The 19,345-nt window shown below is 55.2% G+C and carries 16 protein-coding genes, 1 tRNA gene and 1 pseudogene; 13 read left to right on the top strand and 5 right to left on the bottom strand.

Going from position 1 to position 19,345, the window contains the following annotated elements; all coding sequences use genetic code 11:
- Positions 1-232 precede the first annotated feature (232 nt).
- Positions 233-1,207 carry a site-specific integrase gene (locus LVD14_RS06015; protein ID WP_237133129.1) on the top strand — a complete coding sequence of 325 codons (975 nt, stop codon included), beginning with the start codon at positions 233-235 and terminating at the stop codon, positions 1,205-1,207.
- On the opposite strand, the gene LVD14_RS06020 is transcribed toward LVD14_RS06015, so the two are convergent.
- The 4 genes and pseudogenes from LVD14_RS06020 to LVD14_RS06030 all read right to left on the bottom strand — a co-directional run bounded on the left by LVD14_RS06020 (position 1,194) and on the right by LVD14_RS06030 (position 3,946).
- A complete protein-coding gene (locus LVD14_RS06020) occupies positions 1,194-2,000 on the bottom strand; it encodes a hypothetical protein (RefSeq protein WP_237133130.1) in 807 nt (268 codons plus the stop codon). The two genes, LVD14_RS06015 and LVD14_RS06020, sit on opposite strands and share 14 nt — an antisense overlap.
- A gap of 209 nt (positions 2,001-2,209) precedes the next feature.
- Positions 2,210-3,583 (bottom strand): site-specific integrase, encoded by a 1,374-nt coding sequence (locus LVD14_RS06025; protein WP_237133131.1) that lies wholly within the window; start codon positions 3,581-3,583, stop codon positions 2,210-2,212.
- A gap of 18 nt (positions 3,584-3,601) precedes the next feature.
- Positions 3,602-3,778, bottom strand: a pseudogene (locus LVD14_RS15645) (DUF6538 domain-containing protein); the annotation flags it as partial.
- A gap of 81 nt (positions 3,779-3,859) precedes the next feature.
- Positions 3,860-3,946, bottom strand: a tRNA-Leu gene (locus tag LVD14_RS06030).
- Positions 3,947-4,112: 166 nt separating this feature from the next.
- Between LVD14_RS06030 and rnr the strand changes: the two genes are divergently transcribed.
- The 11 genes from rnr to LVD14_RS06085 all read left to right on the top strand — a co-directional run bounded on the left by rnr (position 4,113) and on the right by LVD14_RS06085 (position 15,683).
- Entirely contained in the window at positions 4,113-6,665 is a 2,553-nt protein-coding gene (gene rnr / locus LVD14_RS06035; RefSeq protein ID WP_237133132.1) for a ribonuclease R, read from the top strand.
- Positions 6,665-7,453: a 23S rRNA (guanosine(2251)-2'-O)-methyltransferase RlmB gene (gene rlmB, locus LVD14_RS06040; protein ID WP_237133133.1), complete on the top strand. Its 789-nt coding sequence runs from the start codon at positions 6,665-6,667 to the stop codon at positions 7,451-7,453. Before rnr ends, rlmB begins: the two co-directional genes overlap by 1 nt.
- A 169-nt stretch (positions 7,454-7,622) precedes the next feature.
- Positions 7,623-8,096, top strand: a complete 474-nt coding sequence (gene rpsF / locus LVD14_RS06045) for a 30S ribosomal protein S6 (protein WP_237133134.1) — start codon at positions 7,623-7,625, stop codon at positions 8,094-8,096.
- A 27-nt stretch (positions 8,097-8,123) separates the two neighbouring features.
- Positions 8,124-8,354, top strand: coding sequence for a 30S ribosomal protein S18 (rpsR, locus tag LVD14_RS06050; protein ID WP_237133135.1), 231 nt, complete (start codon positions 8,124-8,126; stop codon positions 8,352-8,354).
- 40 nt (positions 8,355-8,394) lie between these two features.
- Positions 8,395-9,249, top strand: coding sequence for a hypothetical protein (locus LVD14_RS06055; RefSeq protein ID WP_237133136.1), 855 nt, complete (start codon positions 8,395-8,397; stop codon positions 9,247-9,249).
- A 20-nt stretch (positions 9,250-9,269) separates the two neighbouring features.
- A complete protein-coding gene (gene rplI / locus LVD14_RS06060) occupies positions 9,270-9,722 on the top strand; it encodes a 50S ribosomal protein L9 (protein ID WP_237133137.1) in 453 nt (150 codons plus the stop codon).
- A 221-nt stretch (positions 9,723-9,943) separates the two neighbouring features.
- Positions 9,944-11,341 carry a replicative DNA helicase gene (dnaB, locus tag LVD14_RS06065; RefSeq protein ID WP_237133425.1) on the top strand — a complete coding sequence of 466 codons (1,398 nt, stop codon included), beginning with the start codon at positions 9,944-9,946 and terminating at the stop codon, positions 11,339-11,341.
- A complete protein-coding gene (alr, locus tag LVD14_RS06070; RefSeq protein ID WP_237133138.1) occupies positions 11,334-12,518 on the top strand; it encodes an alanine racemase in 1,185 nt (394 codons plus the stop codon). The genes dnaB and alr overlap by 8 nt, the downstream gene beginning before the upstream one ends.
- Positions 12,519-12,527: 9 nt before the next feature.
- Positions 12,528-13,904: a DNA repair protein RadA gene (gene radA, locus LVD14_RS06075; protein ID WP_237133139.1), complete on the top strand. Its 1,377-nt coding sequence runs from the start codon at positions 12,528-12,530 to the stop codon at positions 13,902-13,904.
- 94 nt (positions 13,905-13,998) lie between these two features.
- The gene (locus LVD14_RS06080; RefSeq protein ID WP_237133140.1) at positions 13,999-14,922 is read left to right on the top strand and encodes an ABC transporter ATP-binding protein; all 924 of its coding nucleotides are present in this window, start codon (positions 13,999-14,001) and stop codon (positions 14,920-14,922) included.
- On the top strand, positions 14,922-15,683 hold the full coding sequence (locus LVD14_RS06085) for an ABC transporter permease (RefSeq protein ID WP_237133141.1): 762 nt from the start codon (positions 14,922-14,924) through the stop codon (positions 15,681-15,683). The genes LVD14_RS06080 and LVD14_RS06085 overlap by 1 nt, the downstream gene beginning before the upstream one ends.
- Positions 15,684-15,722: 39 nt before the next feature.
- On the opposite strand, the gene LVD14_RS06090 is transcribed toward LVD14_RS06085, so the two are convergent.
- Entirely contained in the window at positions 15,723-17,165 is a 1,443-nt protein-coding gene (locus LVD14_RS06090; RefSeq protein WP_237133142.1) for a sensor domain-containing diguanylate cyclase, read from the bottom strand.
- A gap of 168 nt (positions 17,166-17,333) precedes the next feature.
- Here LVD14_RS06090 and LVD14_RS06095 point away from each other — a divergent pair, with 168 nt between their 5' ends.
- Entirely contained in the window at positions 17,334-19,277 is a 1,944-nt protein-coding gene (locus tag LVD14_RS06095) for a methyl-accepting chemotaxis protein (RefSeq protein ID WP_237133143.1), read from the top strand.
- Positions 19,278-19,345 lie beyond the last annotated feature (68 nt).

Genomic DNA, 19,345 nt, shown 5'->3' on the forward strand with positions numbered 1-19,345 from the left:
CGTATCTAGTCAGGCATTGGTTTTACATACCAATTCGTGAAAGCCTATCGTTTCGGTAGTTACTCCTTTGGAATCAGTAGGTTCCGAGCCTCAATTGCTTGGTTGAAGAAGGTTAATAAATCGTAAGGCACAATCTGGTCACACTAAACCATGTTTATGCCCGGAAAACACCCGACACCGTAGCGGCGTTGTCCTAAGATCTCGATCATTGAGAACTATAAGGGCATCTTCCATGGCAACGATCAGAAAGCTCAGAAACAAGTGGCAAGCTCAAGTCCGCTTGAAGGGAATGAAACCTATCGCTCGGTCATTCGACAAGAAGGCTGACGCCGTAGACTGGGCGTGTGTCACAGAATCAAAGGTCACAACGGGAACCTACGTTGACCCTCGTGTTGCAGACAACATCTCTCTCTCAAAGTTGATTGATCTATACACTGATCGAGTAAAGCAGCAGGGCAGAGTGAGCGGGCCAGAAATGTCGCGTTTAAAGCGGCTGAGGTGTGCTTTGGGAGAGTTTAGCTTGAGTGGGCTATCTGTCTATAACCTGAGTCAATATCGCGACCAGAGACTCCTGGAAGCGAATCCCGCGACAGTCATTCATGAGCTTAGCTTGCTGCTGAGATTGCTGCGATGCGCAGGAACTGATTTTGGCATACCTCTGCCTCAAGGAGTGCCATCTGTAAGACTACCGAAAATGCCACGTGGCAGAGTCCGACGCCTTTCTGGCGACGAGGAGCAGCGACTAGTTGATGCAGCCAATGACGACCCGGAGCTGTCTGACATTATCATTGTGGCAATAAATTGTGCTACACGGCGCTCTGAGCTTTTGGCAGTTCAAAGGCAGGATATCGATCTTGAACGTCGCACGCTTACACTTACCAAGACAAAGAATGGATTGTCGCGTGTCGTGCCGCTTCCTATGGCTGCTTTGGAGGCGTTTAAGCGTCGTCTGAGTGGCAGTGATAAGCCTTTTTCAATAAGCGCTTCAAGGCTCTCACAGCGCTTTGCAGATATAAGTAAAAAGGCCGGGATTTACGGGCTTAGATTTCATGACCTTCGTCATGAAGCAGTAAGTAGACTTTTTGAAATGGGATTGACCACTGTGGAGGTTGCAGCCATCAGTGGTCATCAGAGTCTGTCAATGTTGCAGAGATATACTCACATCAAACCGGAGCATCTGGTGAGGAGGCTCATCAAACTTTCCTGATAATTTTCTGTCCAGCCCGCATTTCTTCATAGAAGTGCTTACCTTTTGTTTTTAACTCTCTACTTGTCGCATAGGTAAAGTTGGAGTCTGCATCTTTAATGCAATATAGCGGCCAGCCATAAGTCATCTCGAGAGGAGGTAGCCCCAGCTCTTTATCGCCCTTCGTAAGATGAGACCTCAATTTAACTGCTATATTCGATCCGATGCTTTTATATTTTCGACAAAGTGGGCATTTGGCAATTGATCTTTGCATGTCTAGGCGAAGTTGATCGGAATAGACATGTCTCGGTATGCCTATTATTCCGTGGTAGTGTATACGGCCAGTTCCTGGGACTGCCTCTTGTGCGATCTGAATATAAATCTGATTTCCTTTCAAAAACTTGTTGATCTCTTTTCTGAGCTGATCCCTGACATAATCAATAGTTGAACCTTCCCTGAGGGAGTGGTCGAGTGAGGGCGCAACGTTCATTGTTATTGCCACGGCTATTAGACTCGGGTCTCTCCGGATCGACTCGGCAGCTGCCACAAATCGAAGTTCGTGAGACGCTTGGTAGTAGGGCGGTAGTTTAGTATCTGGAATGCGTATCGGTTTTCTCGGCTTTTTCCCGAGTAATAAATCTCTTTTAATCCTATTAACTGCGTTCGGACTGTTAGTGGCCGCTACAAGCCATAGCTTGCTGGGCTCGCAGTGATTTTCTTTAGGTTTGATTTTTCGGGTTTTTGACGAAACCTCTTCTGCTGCGAGTGTTGCTGGTAAGTCGGTGTTCGGGCTATCCAAGGTTAGAGCAGACATAGATTACTCATTGCTGAATTACGATCCAGTACATGATCGTAGCAGGCAAGGTGCTGATAGAAAAGCGCCGTTTTCATGTAGGAGGGGCCGGGAGACTCAGATTGGTCTCCCTATGAGATAAACAAGATGAGTTTGCGCGCCGGAGATTGCCGCAGTGCTTGCATCTCGGGTACAGGTTGTGCAAAGGCCTTATGTTGCTTCTGCTGCCATCAGCCGTTTATTTTGCTGTATCTATAAGTGCCAGCTCTTTTACGAAAGGATTCGTAATCGATAATGGTATCCAAAAAAGCAGGTCTAATTGTCTTAATGGCTTTGATCTTTTGTTCTATAGAGTACTTATCCGAGCCGCCATATTTATCGGTTACGTCTTCCGGGGCGCTCCCGTCATAGTGGCCAACAATTGACTTGATTATTTCTTTGGGTATGTCCGCTCTTGAAAGAGTTCTAATTACAAGGTGCCGAAAGCTGTGGTTGGTTCCGTCTGCGCCGACTTCCTTGTAGAGTGAGTTCAGAAACTCGCCAATGGATCTGCTATACCCATCACCATTATCACTGAACTTAAGTTCTGGGAATAGTCTCTCATGCCCCTCTGTTCTCAGGATTTTAAGGTAGTCTCGGAAACCAAGTTTGATCAGCGATGGGTGCACCGGCACTCGGCGCTCAGTGTCAGTTTTCGTCCTTTGATCTGGTTGGGCTCCGCGTATGTTGAGTATTAAAGTCCCGTCGGTGTGGGTATTAATGTCTTCCAAGTACAATTGGGATATCTCATTGATTCTACAGCCTGTAAGTGCAAGCAGGATTGGCATCCAATACTTTGAGGGCTCATTGGCTCTTTTTCTGGCAGGCCAAGGCTCCTGATCCGAGAATAAATAACAGGAAAAAATCTTGGCTATGGAGTCATCACTGAAAGGATAACCCTTGCTCGTTGCCTTTTTGTCTTTGGGGTCTACAGCCTCAAATGGATTTGAAAGTGGTTGCTCGGACACCTTCGCTATCCAACTATAAACAGCATTGATTCTGATTAGGTGGTCGTTAAATGTCTTGGCCCCGATGCTCTCGCCCTGGTGTGTCTTGGCGATGGTCTGCAGGTCCTGGTCCTTATACTTCGACTTCACATGGAAGATGTTTGGAGGGAGCTTCTCAAGAAGTGCAAAGAATTCAACCGCCTCCATTTTGCTGATCTGGTCAAGCCTGCGGTCGTCGAAATACTTGTTCAGGAGCCTGAGGGTGCCGTTGTACTGAGCCTTGGTTTTTGGGGTTTTCCATGATTCAGACTTATAACGAAAGTACCTTTCAAAAGCCTCCGTCAGCGTGGGGTGCATGCTGGAGATATTACTCTTGGGCTGATGAGCAGTGTAATTGTCTGTCACTCCTTGTGGCAGCTCGGTGTGCAGTTGTCCGCGCCGCAATGCGTTGACCATGCTGGCTACAGCTTCTGGTCCGCCAAGTTCCAAGGCCTCCTCTGGAGTCATGCTTAGCCGGCTTGCTGGTAACTTCCGACCATCCTCCAATTCCATGCCATCTATAATAATGTCGAAGTTAAGCTTCAGTGGCTGTCCATTCCCACTCTTTGCTTTTGTCATTAGATCAAGCTCATTCAAGTAGTTGTCAAAAACGACCATGCGAGCACGAGCCAAGCGTTTGGCTATACTCCTGTCGCTTGTATGTAATGGACTACGCAGTTCTGAGCTGTTGCCGAAGTGGGCACGGTAGAGCGCGGGAATCCGTACTCTGAAATAATAGCGCCCGTGACGATTTTTCCAAATGAAATTTGCCATTGTGGAACCCTATGTGGATCCATGGCCAAACACGAGAAAATTCGCTAAAATAAATGCTTAGAAATCAAGGGGATATAACTGTGGTGCCCAGGAGAGGACTTGAACCTCCACGCCCTTTCGAGCACTAGCACCTGAAGCTAGCGTGTCTACCAATTCCACCACCTGGGCATTTAGGGATGGAGCAAATCAGAGCGCGCATTTTGCCGATACCAAATGCCGCTGTCAACGGTCTTTTATAAATTCTTTAAGAATATTGGGTGCTGCGGGTGTATACTGGCGCGGAATATAGACGACAAGCGAATTAAAGAGACTCAAAAGAGAATACAGAGCATCTATGCCAAGACAGAAAAAAAGCAGTAAACCGAATTCCCCCTCCTTTATACAAGACCCCCATGCTGCCCGTGAGGCAGAAAAATACGAAAACCCCATCCCCAGTCGTGAGTTTATTCTGGCCCGGATGGAGGAAATCGCCGAGCCCGTCAGCTATGAGGCTCTTTGCGAGGATTTTAAACTGGCAGACGATCCAGAGCAGGCCGAGGCGCTGCGTCGCCGGCTGATCGCGATGAGCCGCGATGGTCAGCTGATCAGTAACCGCCGTGGTGTGTATGGCCTGGTGGACAAGATGGAGCTGATCAAGGGCCGGGTGCAGGGCACCAAAGACGGCATGGGCTTCTTTATACCCAACGATGGCTCCGGCGACCTGGTACTGCCGCCCAACGAGATGGTCAAACTGTTTGATGGTGACATCGTGCTGGCGCGGGTGGCGGGTGTTGACCGCCGTGGCCGCAAAGAAGGCATGGTCGTCGAGATTCTGGAGCGCCGCGTCACGCAGGTGGTTGGCCGCTTCTATAAAGATCAGGGTTTTGGCCTGGTGGTGCCTGACAATCGACGTATCAGCCACGAAGTGATCATTCCGGAGAAAGACACGCGCGGCGCCCAGGACGGGCAGTTTGTGGTGGCGGTGATTCGCAGCTACCCGGATAAACGACGCAAGGCCATTGGTGAGGTCACCGAGATTCTCGGTGATCACATGGCGCCGGGCATGGAGATTGATGTTGCGCTGCGCAGTCACGGCATTCCGCATGAGTGGCCGCGTGAAGTGACGCAGGCCGTCAAAGACCTTAAAGAAGAAGTCGCCAAAGACGACATCAAGGGCCGCGAGGATCTGCGCCAGCTGCCGTTTGTCACCATCGATGGTGAAGACGCCAAAGACTTTGACGACGCCGTCTATTGCGAGCCGGGCCCGCGCGGTACAGCCAAATTGTATGTGGCCATCGCCGACGTTTCGCATTATGTAAAACCCAATTCCGCATTGGATGAAGAAGCGCAGAATCGCGGCAACTCGGTGTATTTCCCCGGGCACGTGGTGCCCATGCTGCCCGAGGTGCTGTCCAACGGTCTGTGCTCGCTGAAACCCAAAGTGGACCGTCTGGTGATGGTCTGCGAGATGGAAATCGGCCGCACCGGCAAGGTCAACAATTACACCTTCTTTGAGGGTGTCATCCACTCCCACGCGCGGCTGACCTACACCGAAGTTGCCGACATGCTGGAAGAGCCGGACAGTGATCTGCGTGAGCGCTCACAAACCCGACTGCGTAGTAAATATGCGGATTTGGTGCCGCATCTGGAAGCGCTCTACGGTATTTATCACAAGTTGTCCGAGGCCCGTCAGAAGGCCGGTGCGCTGGACTTCTCCAGCACCGAAACCCGCATTGTGTTTGGCGAAACCCGCAAGATTCGCGAGATCGTGCCCGTGGTGCGCAACAGTGCTCATCGTCTGATCGAAGAGTGCATGCTGGCCGCCAACGTGTGCACCGCCAAATTCCTGGCCGAGTCGGGGCTGCCGGTACTGTATCGCGTCCACGAAGGCCCGAATAACGACAAGCTGGAAAACCTGAAGCTGTTCCTGCGCGAACTGGGTCTGGTGCTGACGCGCTCCGACAAGCCGACGCCGCAGGATTATCAGCGTGTGCTGCAGGCCATCGAAGGCCGGTCTGATGCCAACCTGATCCAGACCATGCTGATTCGCTCGATGATGCAGGCGGTGTATCAACCTGACAACATCGGTCACTTTGGCCTGGGATTTGAGTCCTATACACACTTTACCTCGCCGATTCGCCGTTACCCGGACCTGCTGGTGCACCGCGCGCTGCGTTATCTGATCCGTTCCGGCAAGCAGTGGGCCTTTATCCGACGCATCAAGGATGCCGTCAAGCTGAACAAGCGCGACATCTATCCGTATCAGGAAAAGGACATGGTGCACTTTGGTGAGCTGTGTTCGATGACCGAGCGCCGCGCCGATGCCGCCAGCTATGACGTGCTGGACTGGCTAAAATGTGAATATGTGCAGGATCGTGTGGGTGATGAGTTTGACGGTACCGTCAGCTCGGTGACTGGCTTCGGTCTGTTTGTGCAGCTTAGCGATATTTATGTGGAAGGCCTGGTGCACATCACTGCGCTACAGAATGACTATTATCAATTTGATCCGGTGCGGCAGTTGCTGCGCGGCGAGCGCAGTGGTGTGACCTATCACCTGGGTGACACGGTGCGGGTACGCGTGGTTCGGGTGGACCTGGATGAGCGCAAGATCGACCTGCAGGTGGTCGATGGCAGTCACGTTGGCAAGCCGGGTGGTCCGGGCAAAGGTGCCAAGGCCGGTAGCGGTAAAGGTGGCAAAAGTGCCAAAGGCGGTCGTGGCGGTAAAAACCAGGCCGGTGCCGGGGCTGGCGCGGCCAAGCGCGGCGGCCGCTCAGGTGGCAAGTCGGCCAGCAAAACTGCCGGCAAGAGCAAAAGCACAGGCAGTCGGTCTGCTAAAAGTGGTGCCGCCAAGGGCGCCGGTGCTGCCAAAACGGCCGCCAAGCCGGCCGGTAAATCGCGGAGACGTTGATGGCCGGGCAACAGGACTGGATTGTCGGCATTCATGCCGTCACGGAGCTGCTCAAGCGCAATCCGCAGGATGTGCTGGAGCTTTGGCTGCAGCAGGATCGCAACGATAAACGGCTGGACGAGGTGCGGGCACTGGCCGCTGAGCTGGGCCTGAAGACCCGGCAGGTTGGGCGCGAGGAGCTGGAAAAGCAGTTAGGTGGCGCACCGCGTAAAGGCGGTAAACCTCGTAACGACCGCTTGCCGGTTCATCAGGGCGTGATTGCTCTGTGTCAGTGGCGCGATACCACCAAAGACGAAGCCTTTCTGAATAAACTGTTGGAATCGCTGGATCATCCCCCTTTATTGCTGGTGCTGGATGAAGTCACCGATCCGCATAACCTGGGTGCCTGTCTGCGCACGGCCGATGCCGCCGGTGTGGATGCGGTCATTGTGCCCAAGGATAATTCTGCGCCCATGAACCTGACGGTGCGCAAGGTCGCCAGCGGTGCGGCTGAAAAAGTCCACCTGGTAGCTGTCACGAATTTGAGCCGCACACTGTCGGCGCTGCAGCAGCGCGGTATCTGGATCTATGGCGCAGCTGGTGAAGCCACGCAGAGCCTGTACGAATCCGACCTCAAGGGCCCGCTGGCGCTGGTAATGGGCTCGGAAGGCAAGGGCATGCGCCGCCTGACCCGCGAGCATTGCGACTACCTGCTGTCGATCCCGATGGCCGGGGCGGTAAGTAGTCTGAATGTTTCCGTCGCGACTGGTGTCTGTCTTTTCGAAGTAGTCCGCCAAAGGACTGGCTGACTCGCTCAAAGCCCCTGCAAATAGGCGTTGCAACGCCTGTTAATCTTCTCTACAATGCACGACCCCTGAATTCCGTGCCGGAAGGCCGCTTCACGGGCATTTAACTTTAACTCCTTGTCTTACCGCGGCGTCGTAAACCCAGGAAGACTTATTGCCAAAAGGAGTCTCTATGAGACATTACGAAGTAGTATTTGTTGTACACCCTGATCAAAGCGATCAGGTCCCTGCGATGGTTGAGCGTTACACGCAGATGATCACCGAAACTGGTGGCAAGATCCATCGTCAGGAAGACTGGGGCCGCCGTCAACTGGCATACCCGATCAACAAGATTCACAAAGCCCACTACATCCTGCTGAACGTTGAGTGCGGCCAGGAAGTGCTGGACGAGATCGTGACTCTGTTCCGCTACAACGACGCCATTCTGCGTCACCTGGTCATCAAGACCGATGAAGCAATTACCGAAGAATCACTGATCCTGAAAGGCGAACGTGAGAGCCGCGAACGTCGTGCCCGTGCTGAGCAGAAGCGTCGAGTTGAAGAAGAAGCTGCTGCCCGTGAAGCCGCGTCCAAAGATGACTCCGATGATGACGAAGATTATGATTCTGATTCAGACGATGACAGCGACGAAGACGACGACAATTAATCACTACGTTATTAAAGGATACTGATCATGGCACGTTTTTTCCGCCGTCGTAAGTTCTGCAAATTCACTGCAGAAGGCGTAAAGCAAATTGATTACAAAGATCTGGAAACACTGAAGGCCTATATCTCTGAGACAGGCAAAATTGTTCCCAGCCGTATTACTGGCACCAAGGCACGCTATCAGCGTCAACTGGCTGTCGCCGTCAAGCGCGCGCGTCACCTGGCCCTGATTCCGTACACTGACAGCCACAACGTATAAGCCGTTCCGCTGCGGCGGACGACTGGAGTAGGAACTGGCAATGCGGGCTCTGGCTGCGTTTGCAATGGCTGGCCGCCGACAGGCGATTATCGCGGCCGTGCTGTGTGGCATGATCCCGCTGATCAATATGATCAGCCCGGCGCTTGTGGCCCTGGTGCTTCTGCGCCACGGACCCAGAGAAGCGTTGATGGTGGCGGCTTTTGCCGTGCTGCCCTCGATAGGATGGGCCAGCGTCGGAGACATGACGCCGCTTATTCTGTTGATCGGCGTGGGTGTGATGGCCGCAGTATTGCGACGCACAGCATCCTGGCAGTATGCCTTATTGGCCGCGATCCTGGTGGCAGTGGGTTCCGAAGCCGCACTAATGATGCGGCCAGCAGTGATGGATTTGCTGCTGCAGCAGGTTGAAGCCTTTATGGCAGCAGGCGGCGGATCGGTCGAGCTGCCGGAAGTGACGCCTGAGACATTGCGCGAAGGTGTGCTCACGCTGTTTGGCCTGATGCACATGCTGATGGCAGTGTTTCTGCTGATACTGGCCAGATGGTGGCAGGCGCTGATGTATAACCCGGGCGGGTTTCAGAAGGAATTTCATGAATTCCGACTGCAGCCGTCAGTCGCCATGTTGCTGGTGGGATTGTTCCTGCTGGCGAGCCTGGGTGGCACAGTGCTGACCGGATGGATTTTGTATTTTGTCATCCCTTTGGCGATAGCCGGGGTGGCACTGGTACACGGACTGGTGGGCATCAAGCGTTTGTCGCGGCTGTTCCTGGTAGCTTTCTACCTGTTGCTGCCGAGCCCGCTGGCTGTGCAGCTGTTATCGGTCGCTGCGTTGCTGGACAGTTTTTACGATTTTCGCCGTCGCATACAGCCGCCGGCTGATGATGGCAGCATCTGACTTTAATTGAGGAAATAGACATGAACGTAATTCTGTTGGAAAAAATCGGTCGCCTGGGTAACGTTGGTGATCAGGCTTCCGTGAAAGCGGGCTACGCACGCAACTTCCTGTTCCCACAGGGCAAAGCACTGCCTGCGACCAAAGCAAATCTGGCGGACTTCGAAGAGCGTCGTGCAGAACTGCTGGCCGCTCACAACGAGAAAGTGGCTGAAGCTCAGGCTCGCGCTGCCAAGATCAAGGATCTGCGTGTTTCCATCGCCGTTAACGCGGGTGACGAAGGTAAGCTGTTCGGTTCCGTTGGCACGCGTGACATCGCTGATGCGATCAACGCAGCTGCTGAAGGCGCGGACGTCGTTAAAGCTGAAGTTCGTCTGCCTATCGGTGTAATTCGCGAAGTTGGCGAGTGGGAAATCTCCATCGACCTGGGCTACGAAGTCGAAGAAACCGTTACTCTGGCGGTTGTTCCAGCCTAAGGCTGTAACTACCAGCAGGCGCTTGTCTCCAGGCGCCCGGTGATAGACAATAAAGCACCGCGTTCCGGTATCGGGCGCGGTGCTTTTTTTATGGGCCCGAACAGCCAGCGTGGACGTCATCAGGCCGGGTCATAAACAGCGCAGGCATCAACTGGACATAACAACACATGGCGGACACCTTGGATCAGAGCAGCAATCAGGAACGCAGCACGCCATCTGGTATGGGCGGCGGCCGCAGTGGGGCTCAGGGCCCGGTCTCGGCACTGAACAAACTCAAGGTGCCGCCGCATTCCGTTGAAGCCGAGCAAGCCGTGCTTGGTGGTCTGATGCAGGACAACAGTGCCTGGGATAACGCTGCCGAAGTGCTGCAGCCGGAAGATTTCTACCGCCACGAGCACCAGCTGATCTATTCGGTGATGCAACGCCAGATCGAGTCCAGCAAGCCCATCGATGTGGTAACGCTGGTGGAAGCGCTGGACAGTCTGAACGATCTGGAAAGCGCCGGTGGCATTGAGTACCTGACCGACCTTGCCAGCCATGCGCGTGGCACTGCGAATATTTCTGCCTACGCCAACATCATCCGTGAGCGTGCCACGCTGCGCACGCTGATTCGTGTGTCCAACGAAATTTCTGACAACGCCTTTAATCCGGCCGGCCGCGCTGCCACCGACGTGCTCGATATGGCCGAGCAGATGGTGTTCAAGATTGCTGACAACCGCGCCCGTGACGGTGGACCGCAGCAGGTGAATCCGCTGCTGACCAAGGCGGTGGAAAAAATTGACCAGCTGATCAAGTCCAAGGGTGGCATTACCGGTCTGGCCACCGGTTATATCGACCTGGACAAAAAGACCTCGGGTCTACAGAAATCGGACCTGATCATTGTTGCCGGTCGTCCGTCGATGGGTAAAACCACCTTTGCCATGAATCTGGCCGAAAATGCACTTCTGAATCAGGACAAACCGGTGCTGGTGTTCAGCCTGGAGATGCCGGCGGAAAGTCTTATTTTCCGTATGCTGAGTTCTGTGGGCCGTATTGACCAGAGCCGTCTGCGCAGTGGCCAGCTGGAAGACGAAGACTGGCCCAAGCTGACCAGCGCCATCGCCAAACTCAAGGACAGACCGCTGCTGATCGACGATTCGGTGGGTTTGAGCCCAACCGAAATGCGCGCCCGCGCACGGCGAGTAGCCCGCGAATACGACGGCCTGGCACTGGTGGTGGTCGACTACCTGCAACTGATGCAGATCAAGGGATTTGGCGACAACCGCGTGGGTGAGATCTCGGAAATTTCCCGTTCATTAAAAACCATGGCGCGTGAATTCGAATGCCCGGTGATTGCGCTGTCGCAGCTCAACCGCTCATTGGAGCAGCGCCCCAACAAACGTCCGGTGATGTCGGACCTGCGTGAATCGGGCGCCATCGAGCAGGACGCCGATATCATCGCGTTTGTGTATCGCGATGAGGTCTACAACGAAGACACCCCTGACAAGGGCGTGGCCGAAATCATCATCGGCAAGCAGCGTAACGGCCCCATCGGCACCGTCCGACTCGGCTTCCTGGGTCAGTTCACCCGCTTTGAGAATCTTGCCCGTCCGGCCGACTACGAAGGCGGCTATGGTTGATTCGCTGGCGCCCCACAGCTGGGCTGATATCGATCTGGCTGCGCTGCAACACAACTTTCGCGTGGCCCGTCAGCATGCTCCCGGCAACCGCATCTGTGCAGTGGTCAAGGCCAATGCCTATGGTCATGGCGTGTTCCAGGTGGCGCCCGCACTAAAGCAGGTGATGCAGCCAGGCGATCTGTTTGCCGTGGTGACGCTGCGCGAAGGACAGGCTCTGCGCAGCCGCATTGAACATACCGATATTCTGCTGATGCGCGGCCCGTTGAACGCCGAGGAAATGCGGCAGATTCTGGAGGGCGGATTCTTTTTTGTAGTTCACTCTGCCTGGCAGGCAGCGCTGTTGTTTGAGGCGCTGCAGGCCGGCATCAAACCCGCCACTGGCTGTTTGAATGTGTGGTTTAAGGTCAACACCGGTATGAACCGGCTGGGCATGCCGCCGATGGATGCCGTCGAACTCTGGCAACAACTGGGGCAGCAGGCTCAGCAGCACGGCTTGTCTGTGAAACCGGTACTGATGTCGCACCTGGCCATGTCGGATGATCTGGAATCACCGATGACGCCACAGCAACAGGCGGCGTTTTTTGCGCTGGCCGATGCCCTGCCCACCGAACCAGGCGGTTGTACACTGGCGGCCTCCGCCGGCATTCTCAACTGGCCCCAGACGCATGTGGGTATCGTGCGTCCGGGCATCATGCTCTACGGTGCCTCGCCGATGATCGGTCGTGAGGGACCGCAGGAAAATCTGCAGCCAGCGATGAATCTGAAGTCGCGACTGATTGCCATCAATGAAGTGAAAGCCGGTGATACGGTTGGTTATGGTGCCACGTATACCGCGAAGCAGGACATGCGTATCGGCATTGTGGGTATCGGTTACGGTGACGGCTATCCGCGCCACGCGCCCAGCGGAACGCCGCTGATCATTTTCAGCAATGGCCAGGCCTATGAGTCGCAGCTGGCCGGACGTGTGTCGATGGACATGCTGACAGTGGACCTGACTGACATTCCTGCGCGGATTGGTGATGAATGTCTGCTGTGGGGCGCGGCGCACGGTGCCTCTTTGCCGGCCAATCGCATTGCCGATCTGTGCCAGACCATACCCTACGAGCTGTTCTGTCAGATCACCGGGCGTGTGCAGTTTAATTACCAGTTGCCGGAACAATCCTCCTCATCCAGCTAGTGAGAGCTCATGGCAAAAACCAAAACAGCCTACGTCTGCAACGATTGCGGCTCTGAATTCAGCAAATGGCAGGGCCAGTGTTCGGCCTGCAAAGCCTGGAACACATTAACCCGCATCAGTGTTGGGCCAGCGAATCAGTCGCCCTCGGTGCAGGCTGACTTTCGTCGCCAGGGTTATGCCGGTCAAACCGCTGCCACGGTGCAGGATCTGTCGGAGATTGATGTCGCATCAGTGCCACGTTTCTCCTCAACACTCAGTGAACTGGACAGGGTGCTGGGCGGGGGTCTGGTACCAGGCTCAGTCATTCTGATCGGTGGTAACCCCGGTGCCGGTAAAAGTACGCTGTTGCTGCAGATCATGTGTCACCTGGCACAGCAGATGTCTGCCATGTACGTGACCGGTGAGGAGTCGCTGCAGCAGGTTGGCATGCGTGCCAAACGGCTGGGTCTTCCCGAGAAGAATCTGAAGATGCTGGCCGAGACTCAGGTCGAGACCATCTGCCAGCTGGCCACTGATATTCAGCCGCGCCTGCTGGTGGTTGACTCCATCCAGGTCATGCACAGTGCTGAGGTTGCGTCGGCTCCCGGCAGTGTGTCACAGGTGCGCGAATGTGCAGCCTATCTCATTCAGTATGCCAAGCAGACCAATACGGTATTGTTCCTGGTTGGCCACGTCACCAAGGATGGCACATTGGCCGGCCCCAAAGTGCTGGAACACATGATTGACTGCTTTGTGATGCTGGAAGGCGGCAGTGACACGCGCTACCGCATTCTGCGCGGACAGAAAAACCGCTTTGGTGCCGTCAACGAGCTGGGTGTGTTCGCGATGACTGAAAAGGGCCTGAAGGAAGTGAAAAATCCCTCAGCGATATTCCTGGCGCGTACCGAGGAGGACAGCCCTGGCTCGCTGGTGATGGTGTTGTGGGAAGGCACCCGGCCACTGCTGGTGGAGATTCAGGCGCTGGTTGATGGCAGTCAGTCTGGCAATCCACGCCGGCTGGCTGTTGGACTGGATCAGAACCGCCTGGGCATGCTGCTGGCGGTTCTGCATCGGCATGGAGGCCTGTTCATGGCCGATCAGGATGTCTTTGTGAACGTGGTTGGTGGTGTCAAAGTGACGGAGACCAGCGCCGATCTGGCCCTGTTGCTGGCGATTGTGTCGAGTTTCCGCGACAATGCTCTGCCTCGTGACCTGGTTGTGTTTGGCGAGGTCGGGCTGGCTGGTGAGATCAGGCCGGTGCCCAGCGGGCAGGAACGCCTGCAGGAGGCAGCCAAACATGGCTTCCGGCGCGCCATTGTGCCCAAGGCAAATCGTCCCAAGTCGCCCATCCCTGGCATGGAGGTGGTCGGTGTGACCAAACTGTCGGAGGCGCTCGCGGCGCTCTGACAATATGCGTTATCTCGCGCCCCCGGCGCGGTTGTCGACCAGGTAATTGACGCCAGACTCTGGCTGTCATGGACCCAGAAAAGTGAAGGATGTTATGGAACCTGTCGTTTCGATCAAGAACCTCAACAAAACCTACCGCGGCGGCTATCAGGCGCTGAAGAACATCAATCTGGATATCTATCCGGGTGAGATCATTGCCCTGCTGGGACCCAATGGCGCCGGCAAGACCACGCTGATTTCCACCATCTGTGGTATCGCCCAGCCGACCTCCGGCTCGGTGACGGTGGGTGGCAAGGACATCATCAAGGATTACCGTGATACCAGAAGCCTGATCGGGCTGGTGCCGCAGGAGCTGACCACTGACTCTTTTGAAACGCCCTGGGTGACGGTCAACTTCAGCCGTGGCCTGTTTGGCAAGGCGCCCGATCATGCCTATATCGAAAAAGTGCTGCGTGATGTCTCGCTGTGGGAAAAACGCAACAACAAGATCATGACGCTGTCTGGTGGCATGAAACGGCGCCTGCTGATTGCCAAGGCGCTGTCGCACGAACCCCGGGTTCTTTTCCTGGATGAGCCGACGGCCGGGGTCGACGTCGAGCTGCGCCGTGAGATGTGGCAGTTGGTGCATCGCCTGCGTGAAAACGGCGTGACCATCATTTTGACCACGCACTACATTGAAGAAGCCGAAGAGATGGCGGACCGTATTGGCGTGATTGCCAATGGCGAAATCATCCTGGTGGAAGACAAGGCGGCACTGATGCAGAAGCTGGGAAAGAAACAGCTGGTGCTGGACCTTAAACAGCCGCTGACGGCAATTCCTGAAAGCCTCGCTTCGCAGGCTCTGGAGCTGCGGCGCGACGGCTACCAGCTGGTCTACACCTTTGATACCCAGGCGGACCGCACCGGCATTACCAGTCTGCTGGATGCGCTGCGACGAGAAAACATAGAGTTCAGTGACCTGAGTACGACGCAGAGTTCGCTGGAGCAGATATTTGTACAGTTGCTGGAGGAAGCCTGATGAACATTCATGCCATCAAGGCCATCTATAAGTTTGAAATGGCCCGTACCGGGCGAACGCTGCTGCAGAGCGTGGTGGCACCGGTCATCTCCACCTCGCTGTACTTTGTTGTGTTCGGATCGGCGATCGGCTCGCGGATTACAGAGGTCGAAGGCATCAGCTATGGTGCCTTCCTGGTGCCGGGTCTGATCATGCTGTCACTGCTGACGCAGAGTGTGTCTAACGCGGCCTTTGGCATTTATTTCCCGAAATTCACTGGCACGATTTACGAGCTGTTGTCTGCGCCAGTTTCGATGATCGAGGCATTGATCGGATATGTCGGGGCCGCCGCCACAAAGTCCATCATGCTGGGGCTGATCATCCTGGCGACGGCGACGTTTTTTGTGGATGTACGAATTGCCCATCCGATGTTGATGCTGGTATTTCTGATACTCACCGGTGTTACCTTCAGCCTGTTCGGTTTCATTATTGGAATCTGGGCCGATAACTTCGAGAAACTACAGTTGATTCCGTTGCTTATCGTGACGCCGCTGGTGTTTCTGGGCGGCAGTTTTTACTCAGTCAGCATGCTGCCGCCGGTCTGGCAAACCATCACACTGATGAACCCGGTGACCTATCTGGTCAGTGGGTTCCGTTGGAGTTTCTACGAAATTGCTGATGTCAGTCTGTGGGTCAGTCTGGGCATGATCGGTGTGTTTCTTTTGGCCTGCCTGCTGGTGGTAGGCTGGATATTCCGCACCGGCTATCACCTGCGTAGCTGAGACTGGCAGCTGCAGGCCATCGCTGCAGGTCTGCCCTGTTCAGTTCGCCAGCACCACGCGATCGCGGCCGGATTCCTTGGCTTCGTAAAGTGCTGCGTCAGCGCGGGCGATCATTCGGTCCAGCGGTTCACCCGGATGGTACTGTGTGACCCCCATGCTCAGCGTGACCTGGATGGCCTGGCGACCAAGGGCAACGTTGTGATTCTTGACAGCGTTGCCAATTTTGCCGGCCAGTATCAGGGCTTCATCAGACGTGCAGCGGTCCAGCAGCAGCACAAATTCCTCGCCGCCCCAGCGGCACAGTGAATCGCTGTCGCGGATATTTTCCTTGATGACGGTTGCCACGGCCTGCAACACCATGTCGCCAGCATTGTGACCATGGGTATCGTTAACCAGCTTGAAATGGTCAATATCAATCGTGATCAATGACACCGGACGTGCATAGCGCGGCAGGCTCTTGCTCATATGTTCGAAAATGGACTCAAACAGGTGTCGGTTGGCGACCCCGGTCAGCTGGTCAGTAGTCGCCATCTGTTCCAGCCTGCGCTGATAGGAGCGCAGGGTGAAATGCGCGGCCAGCAGCACCAGAATCATGATAGCGCCGGACAGCGCCAGGTTATTGATCAATGTGTTGTCCAGGCGTTGCTCGCTGGCGGCATTGCTTTGTTCAACAATCAGGTACCAGTTAAATTCAGGCACCAGCCGGCTGTTCAGATAGCTGTGGTTGCCTACATTGTCAGTTATCTCCAGTGAGGTACTGGGTGAACTCAGGATCTGGGTTGCATGCAGCGAGAAGTTTGCCCGCTCCTGCAGGCGGTTGGGGCCTTGATAGCCTCTGCCGGTCAGCGTGACATTGCCCTGGCGGTCCACAAAATAAATCGTGCGGTCGTAGCGCTCCTGATAGGTGTCGATTAAATGGGTCACAGCCTGGACCGAGAGACCCACACCGGTGGCACCAATGTACCTGCCATCGTAATCCTGTACTTTGTAGTTGATGAAGATGCTGACCCGGCTGGAGTCAGCCGTATCCGTATCGATGTTTATCTCATAGTCATCGCGCGTGTCACGCACCCGGAAATACCATGCATCCTGAGGGTCGTCGCTGCTGACCTGTCTCAGGATTCCACTTGGGTGGTAATACTGGCGAGTCTCGTCCGACACATAAAACGCCGTGATGGTGTCATACTGGCGCTGGATCTCGTTAAGGTAGGCAATGATACGCTCGGCGTCTTCCTCGCCACTGATAGCCCAGTCGCGCACAAAGGTATCAGAGGCCATCACCGACGAAATAAGGATGGGGCGCAGCAGATCGCGCTGTATCTCGGAGTAGATGTTGTCACTGGTCAGCGGCAGCATCTGGTTGGAAATGCTGCTGGACAGTGAATCCCGCGCCACGAAATAGCTCGTCAGGCTGGTGGCTGTAAAGCCCGCCACCATAAGGATGATGAGAGCCGTGACGAACAGATACTTCCGTTTCAACATTGTCAATATTTCTCTTTCGCTGGCGCGTTCGGGCCAAAAGGTGTCATTTTGTGACTAAAGTCACAGAATTCGAGGCCGATACTCTTCATGTGGTGCCTGTAAGTTGTCAATGGTATCACTTTTTCATCCGATGGCAGTTGATCGCCGTTACATGCTGGAGTTTGCCTCATGTCTTCACCACACAATTCACATTCATCCCGCACAATGGGTTTTGGCAGTCGTTTGACGCTGTTGATGACGGGCCTGGTACTGACATCCGTGCTGGTGGTCGCCAGCGTGTTGTATGTGTCATACCGTAATTCTTTTACTCAGGTCACACTGGACGAGTTGAGCACCACTGGTGAGCTGAATATGCAGTCCTTCCTGGACTGGGCGCTGGCCCGGCAGGATGAGATGCGCTATCTGGCGTCACTGGACGCAGCGAGGTTTCAGGACCTCGAGCAGCTGGAACAACTGCTGCAGCGTATCGCAGACATGCAGGGATTTTACGACACCATCTTTTTTGTGGATACCCGCGGAGTGGGGGTTGTCGGCGTTGAATTTGACGGACAGTCACGTGTCATGCCACGTGAAGAGGCCAATGCCTTTGTGGTCAGCGACCGCGCCTGGTTCCAGCAGGCGATATCTGGTGAAGATGCCTTCTCGCAGCCAGTAGTCTCGCGGGCAACCGGCAATACGGTCAGTACCATCGCCATTCCTGTCCGGGTCGGCAATCAGATCGTCGGTGTCATGCGCGGTGCAGTGAAGGTCGACACGCTGCTGTCGCGCGTCAGTGAATTGAGTCGTGGCGCCGGGTCTGAGGCCTACCTGCTGGACAGTCAGGGCGTTCCAATCACTACAGCGGCCTCATTGCGCCAGGTGAGTGGCGCCGTCAGCACCGAGGCCGGCCGTGCCATTACTAACGGCCAGAGTGGTGTGGGTCTGTACGACAACGCCGCCGGCACGCCAGTGGTGGGCAGCTATACCTTCATGCCACTGCTGGGCTGGGGGCTGGTCAAAGAAATTACACAGGACGTTGCCCTGGCGGAGCTGAGCGCAGTGCTGTTGCGTGTCATCGGCGTCACATTTGTGGTGTTGCTGGCTGCCATCTCTGCCAGTTTGTTGCTGGTTCGCAATGTGCTCAAAACCCTGGGCGGCGATCCTGAGTACGCGGCTGACGTTGTCCGACAGGTGGCTGATGGCGACCTCACCGGGGATATCAAACTGCGTTCCGGAGACAGGAGCAGCCTGCTGGCGTCTATCGCCACCATGCAGGACAGCCTGCGGGAAATGCTGGATGAAGTGACCCGCTATGCCGAAAACGTGGCCTCTGCAGCGACCGAGCTTACTCAGGTTAACGACGTCACGACCCAGGGTATTGTCGATCAGAATGCGCGCATTGATAGTACTGCGGCGGCCATGAATGAAATGACTTCGACGGTGGAAGAGGTGGCTTCCAATACCCACCGCGCAGCGGACAGTGCGCGTGATGCAAGCAGCCAGGCAGGGCATGGTCGTGAAGTGGTAGCGACCACAGTGGAAGCGATCAAGTCGCTGGCAAGTGAAATTGAGCGCGCCGTAGAGGTCGTGACAGAGCTGCGTGCTGACAGTGATCGCATTGGCAGCGTCTTGCAGGTGATCGAGAATATAGCCGAACAGACCAACCTGCTGGCACTGAATGCGGCCATCGAGTCAGCCCGGGCCGGGGAAAGTGGCCGCGGTTTTGCGGTCGTTGCCGATGAAGTGCGATCCCTGGCCAGCCGCACCAAGGATTCGACCACCGAGATTCAGTCGACCATAGAAAAGCTGCAGGGTGGCGCGGTACGTGCCGAGCAGGTCATGCAGCACAGCCGCACTGGCGCGACCAAGATGGTGGACCGCATCGCCGAAACGGACCAGGCTCTTGAAAAAATATCACAAGGTATTGAGTTAATTGAACAAATGACGCAGCAGATCGCCAGCTCGGCTGAGCAGCAGACGGCAGCCGCGCATGAAATCAACCAGAACATTCACGGCATCAGCGATGTGGCGGCTAACACCGGTCGCAGTGTCGAACAGTCCGGCGAAGCCAGCGAATCACTCGCCACTCTGGCAGAGCAGCTGCGCGGTCTGGTACTCAAATTCCGAGTGTAGCCCCCTGTCAGGGGCTTGTGTGACCCAGTGACGTGGTTTACTGTCTAGGGATGGATGTTAAATCAGGA

It is taken from the genome of Pseudohongiella sp. O18, from assembly GCF_021729085.1.
Lineage (GTDB): Bacteria > Pseudomonadota > Gammaproteobacteria > Pseudomonadales > Pseudohongiellaceae > Pseudohongiella.

Coding starts and splice junctions, on each gene's coding strand:
- LVD14_RS06015 (WP_237133129.1), top strand. CDS start 233: ATGGCAACGATCAGAAAGCTCAGAAACAAGTGGCAAGCTCAAGTCCGC.
- LVD14_RS06020 (WP_237133130.1), bottom strand. CDS start 2,000: ATGTCTGCTCTAACCTTGGATAGCCCGAACACCGACTTACCAGCAACA.
- LVD14_RS06025 (WP_237133131.1), bottom strand. CDS start 3,583: ATGACAAAAGCAAAGAGTGGGAATGGACAGCCACTGAAGCTTAACTTC.
- rnr (WP_237133132.1), top strand. CDS start 4,113: ATGCCAAGACAGAAAAAAAGCAGTAAACCGAATTCCCCCTCCTTTATA.
- rlmB (WP_237133133.1), top strand. CDS start 6,665: ATGGCCGGGCAACAGGACTGGATTGTCGGCATTCATGCCGTCACGGAG.
- rpsF (WP_237133134.1), top strand. CDS start 7,623: ATGAGACATTACGAAGTAGTATTTGTTGTACACCCTGATCAAAGCGAT.
- rpsR (WP_237133135.1), top strand. CDS start 8,124: ATGGCACGTTTTTTCCGCCGTCGTAAGTTCTGCAAATTCACTGCAGAA.
- LVD14_RS06055 (WP_237133136.1), top strand. CDS start 8,395: ATGCGGGCTCTGGCTGCGTTTGCAATGGCTGGCCGCCGACAGGCGATT.
- rplI (WP_237133137.1), top strand. CDS start 9,270: ATGAACGTAATTCTGTTGGAAAAAATCGGTCGCCTGGGTAACGTTGGT.
- dnaB (WP_237133425.1), top strand. CDS start 9,944: ATGGGCGGCGGCCGCAGTGGGGCTCAGGGCCCGGTCTCGGCACTGAAC.
- alr (WP_237133138.1), top strand. CDS start 11,334: ATGGTTGATTCGCTGGCGCCCCACAGCTGGGCTGATATCGATCTGGCT.
- radA (WP_237133139.1), top strand. CDS start 12,528: ATGGCAAAAACCAAAACAGCCTACGTCTGCAACGATTGCGGCTCTGAA.
- LVD14_RS06080 (WP_237133140.1), top strand. CDS start 13,999: ATGGAACCTGTCGTTTCGATCAAGAACCTCAACAAAACCTACCGCGGC.
- LVD14_RS06085 (WP_237133141.1), top strand. CDS start 14,922: ATGAACATTCATGCCATCAAGGCCATCTATAAGTTTGAAATGGCCCGT.
- LVD14_RS06090 (WP_237133142.1), bottom strand. CDS start 17,165: ATGTTGAAACGGAAGTATCTGTTCGTCACGGCTCTCATCATCCTTATG.
- LVD14_RS06095 (WP_237133143.1), top strand. CDS start 17,334: ATGTCTTCACCACACAATTCACATTCATCCCGCACAATGGGTTTTGGC.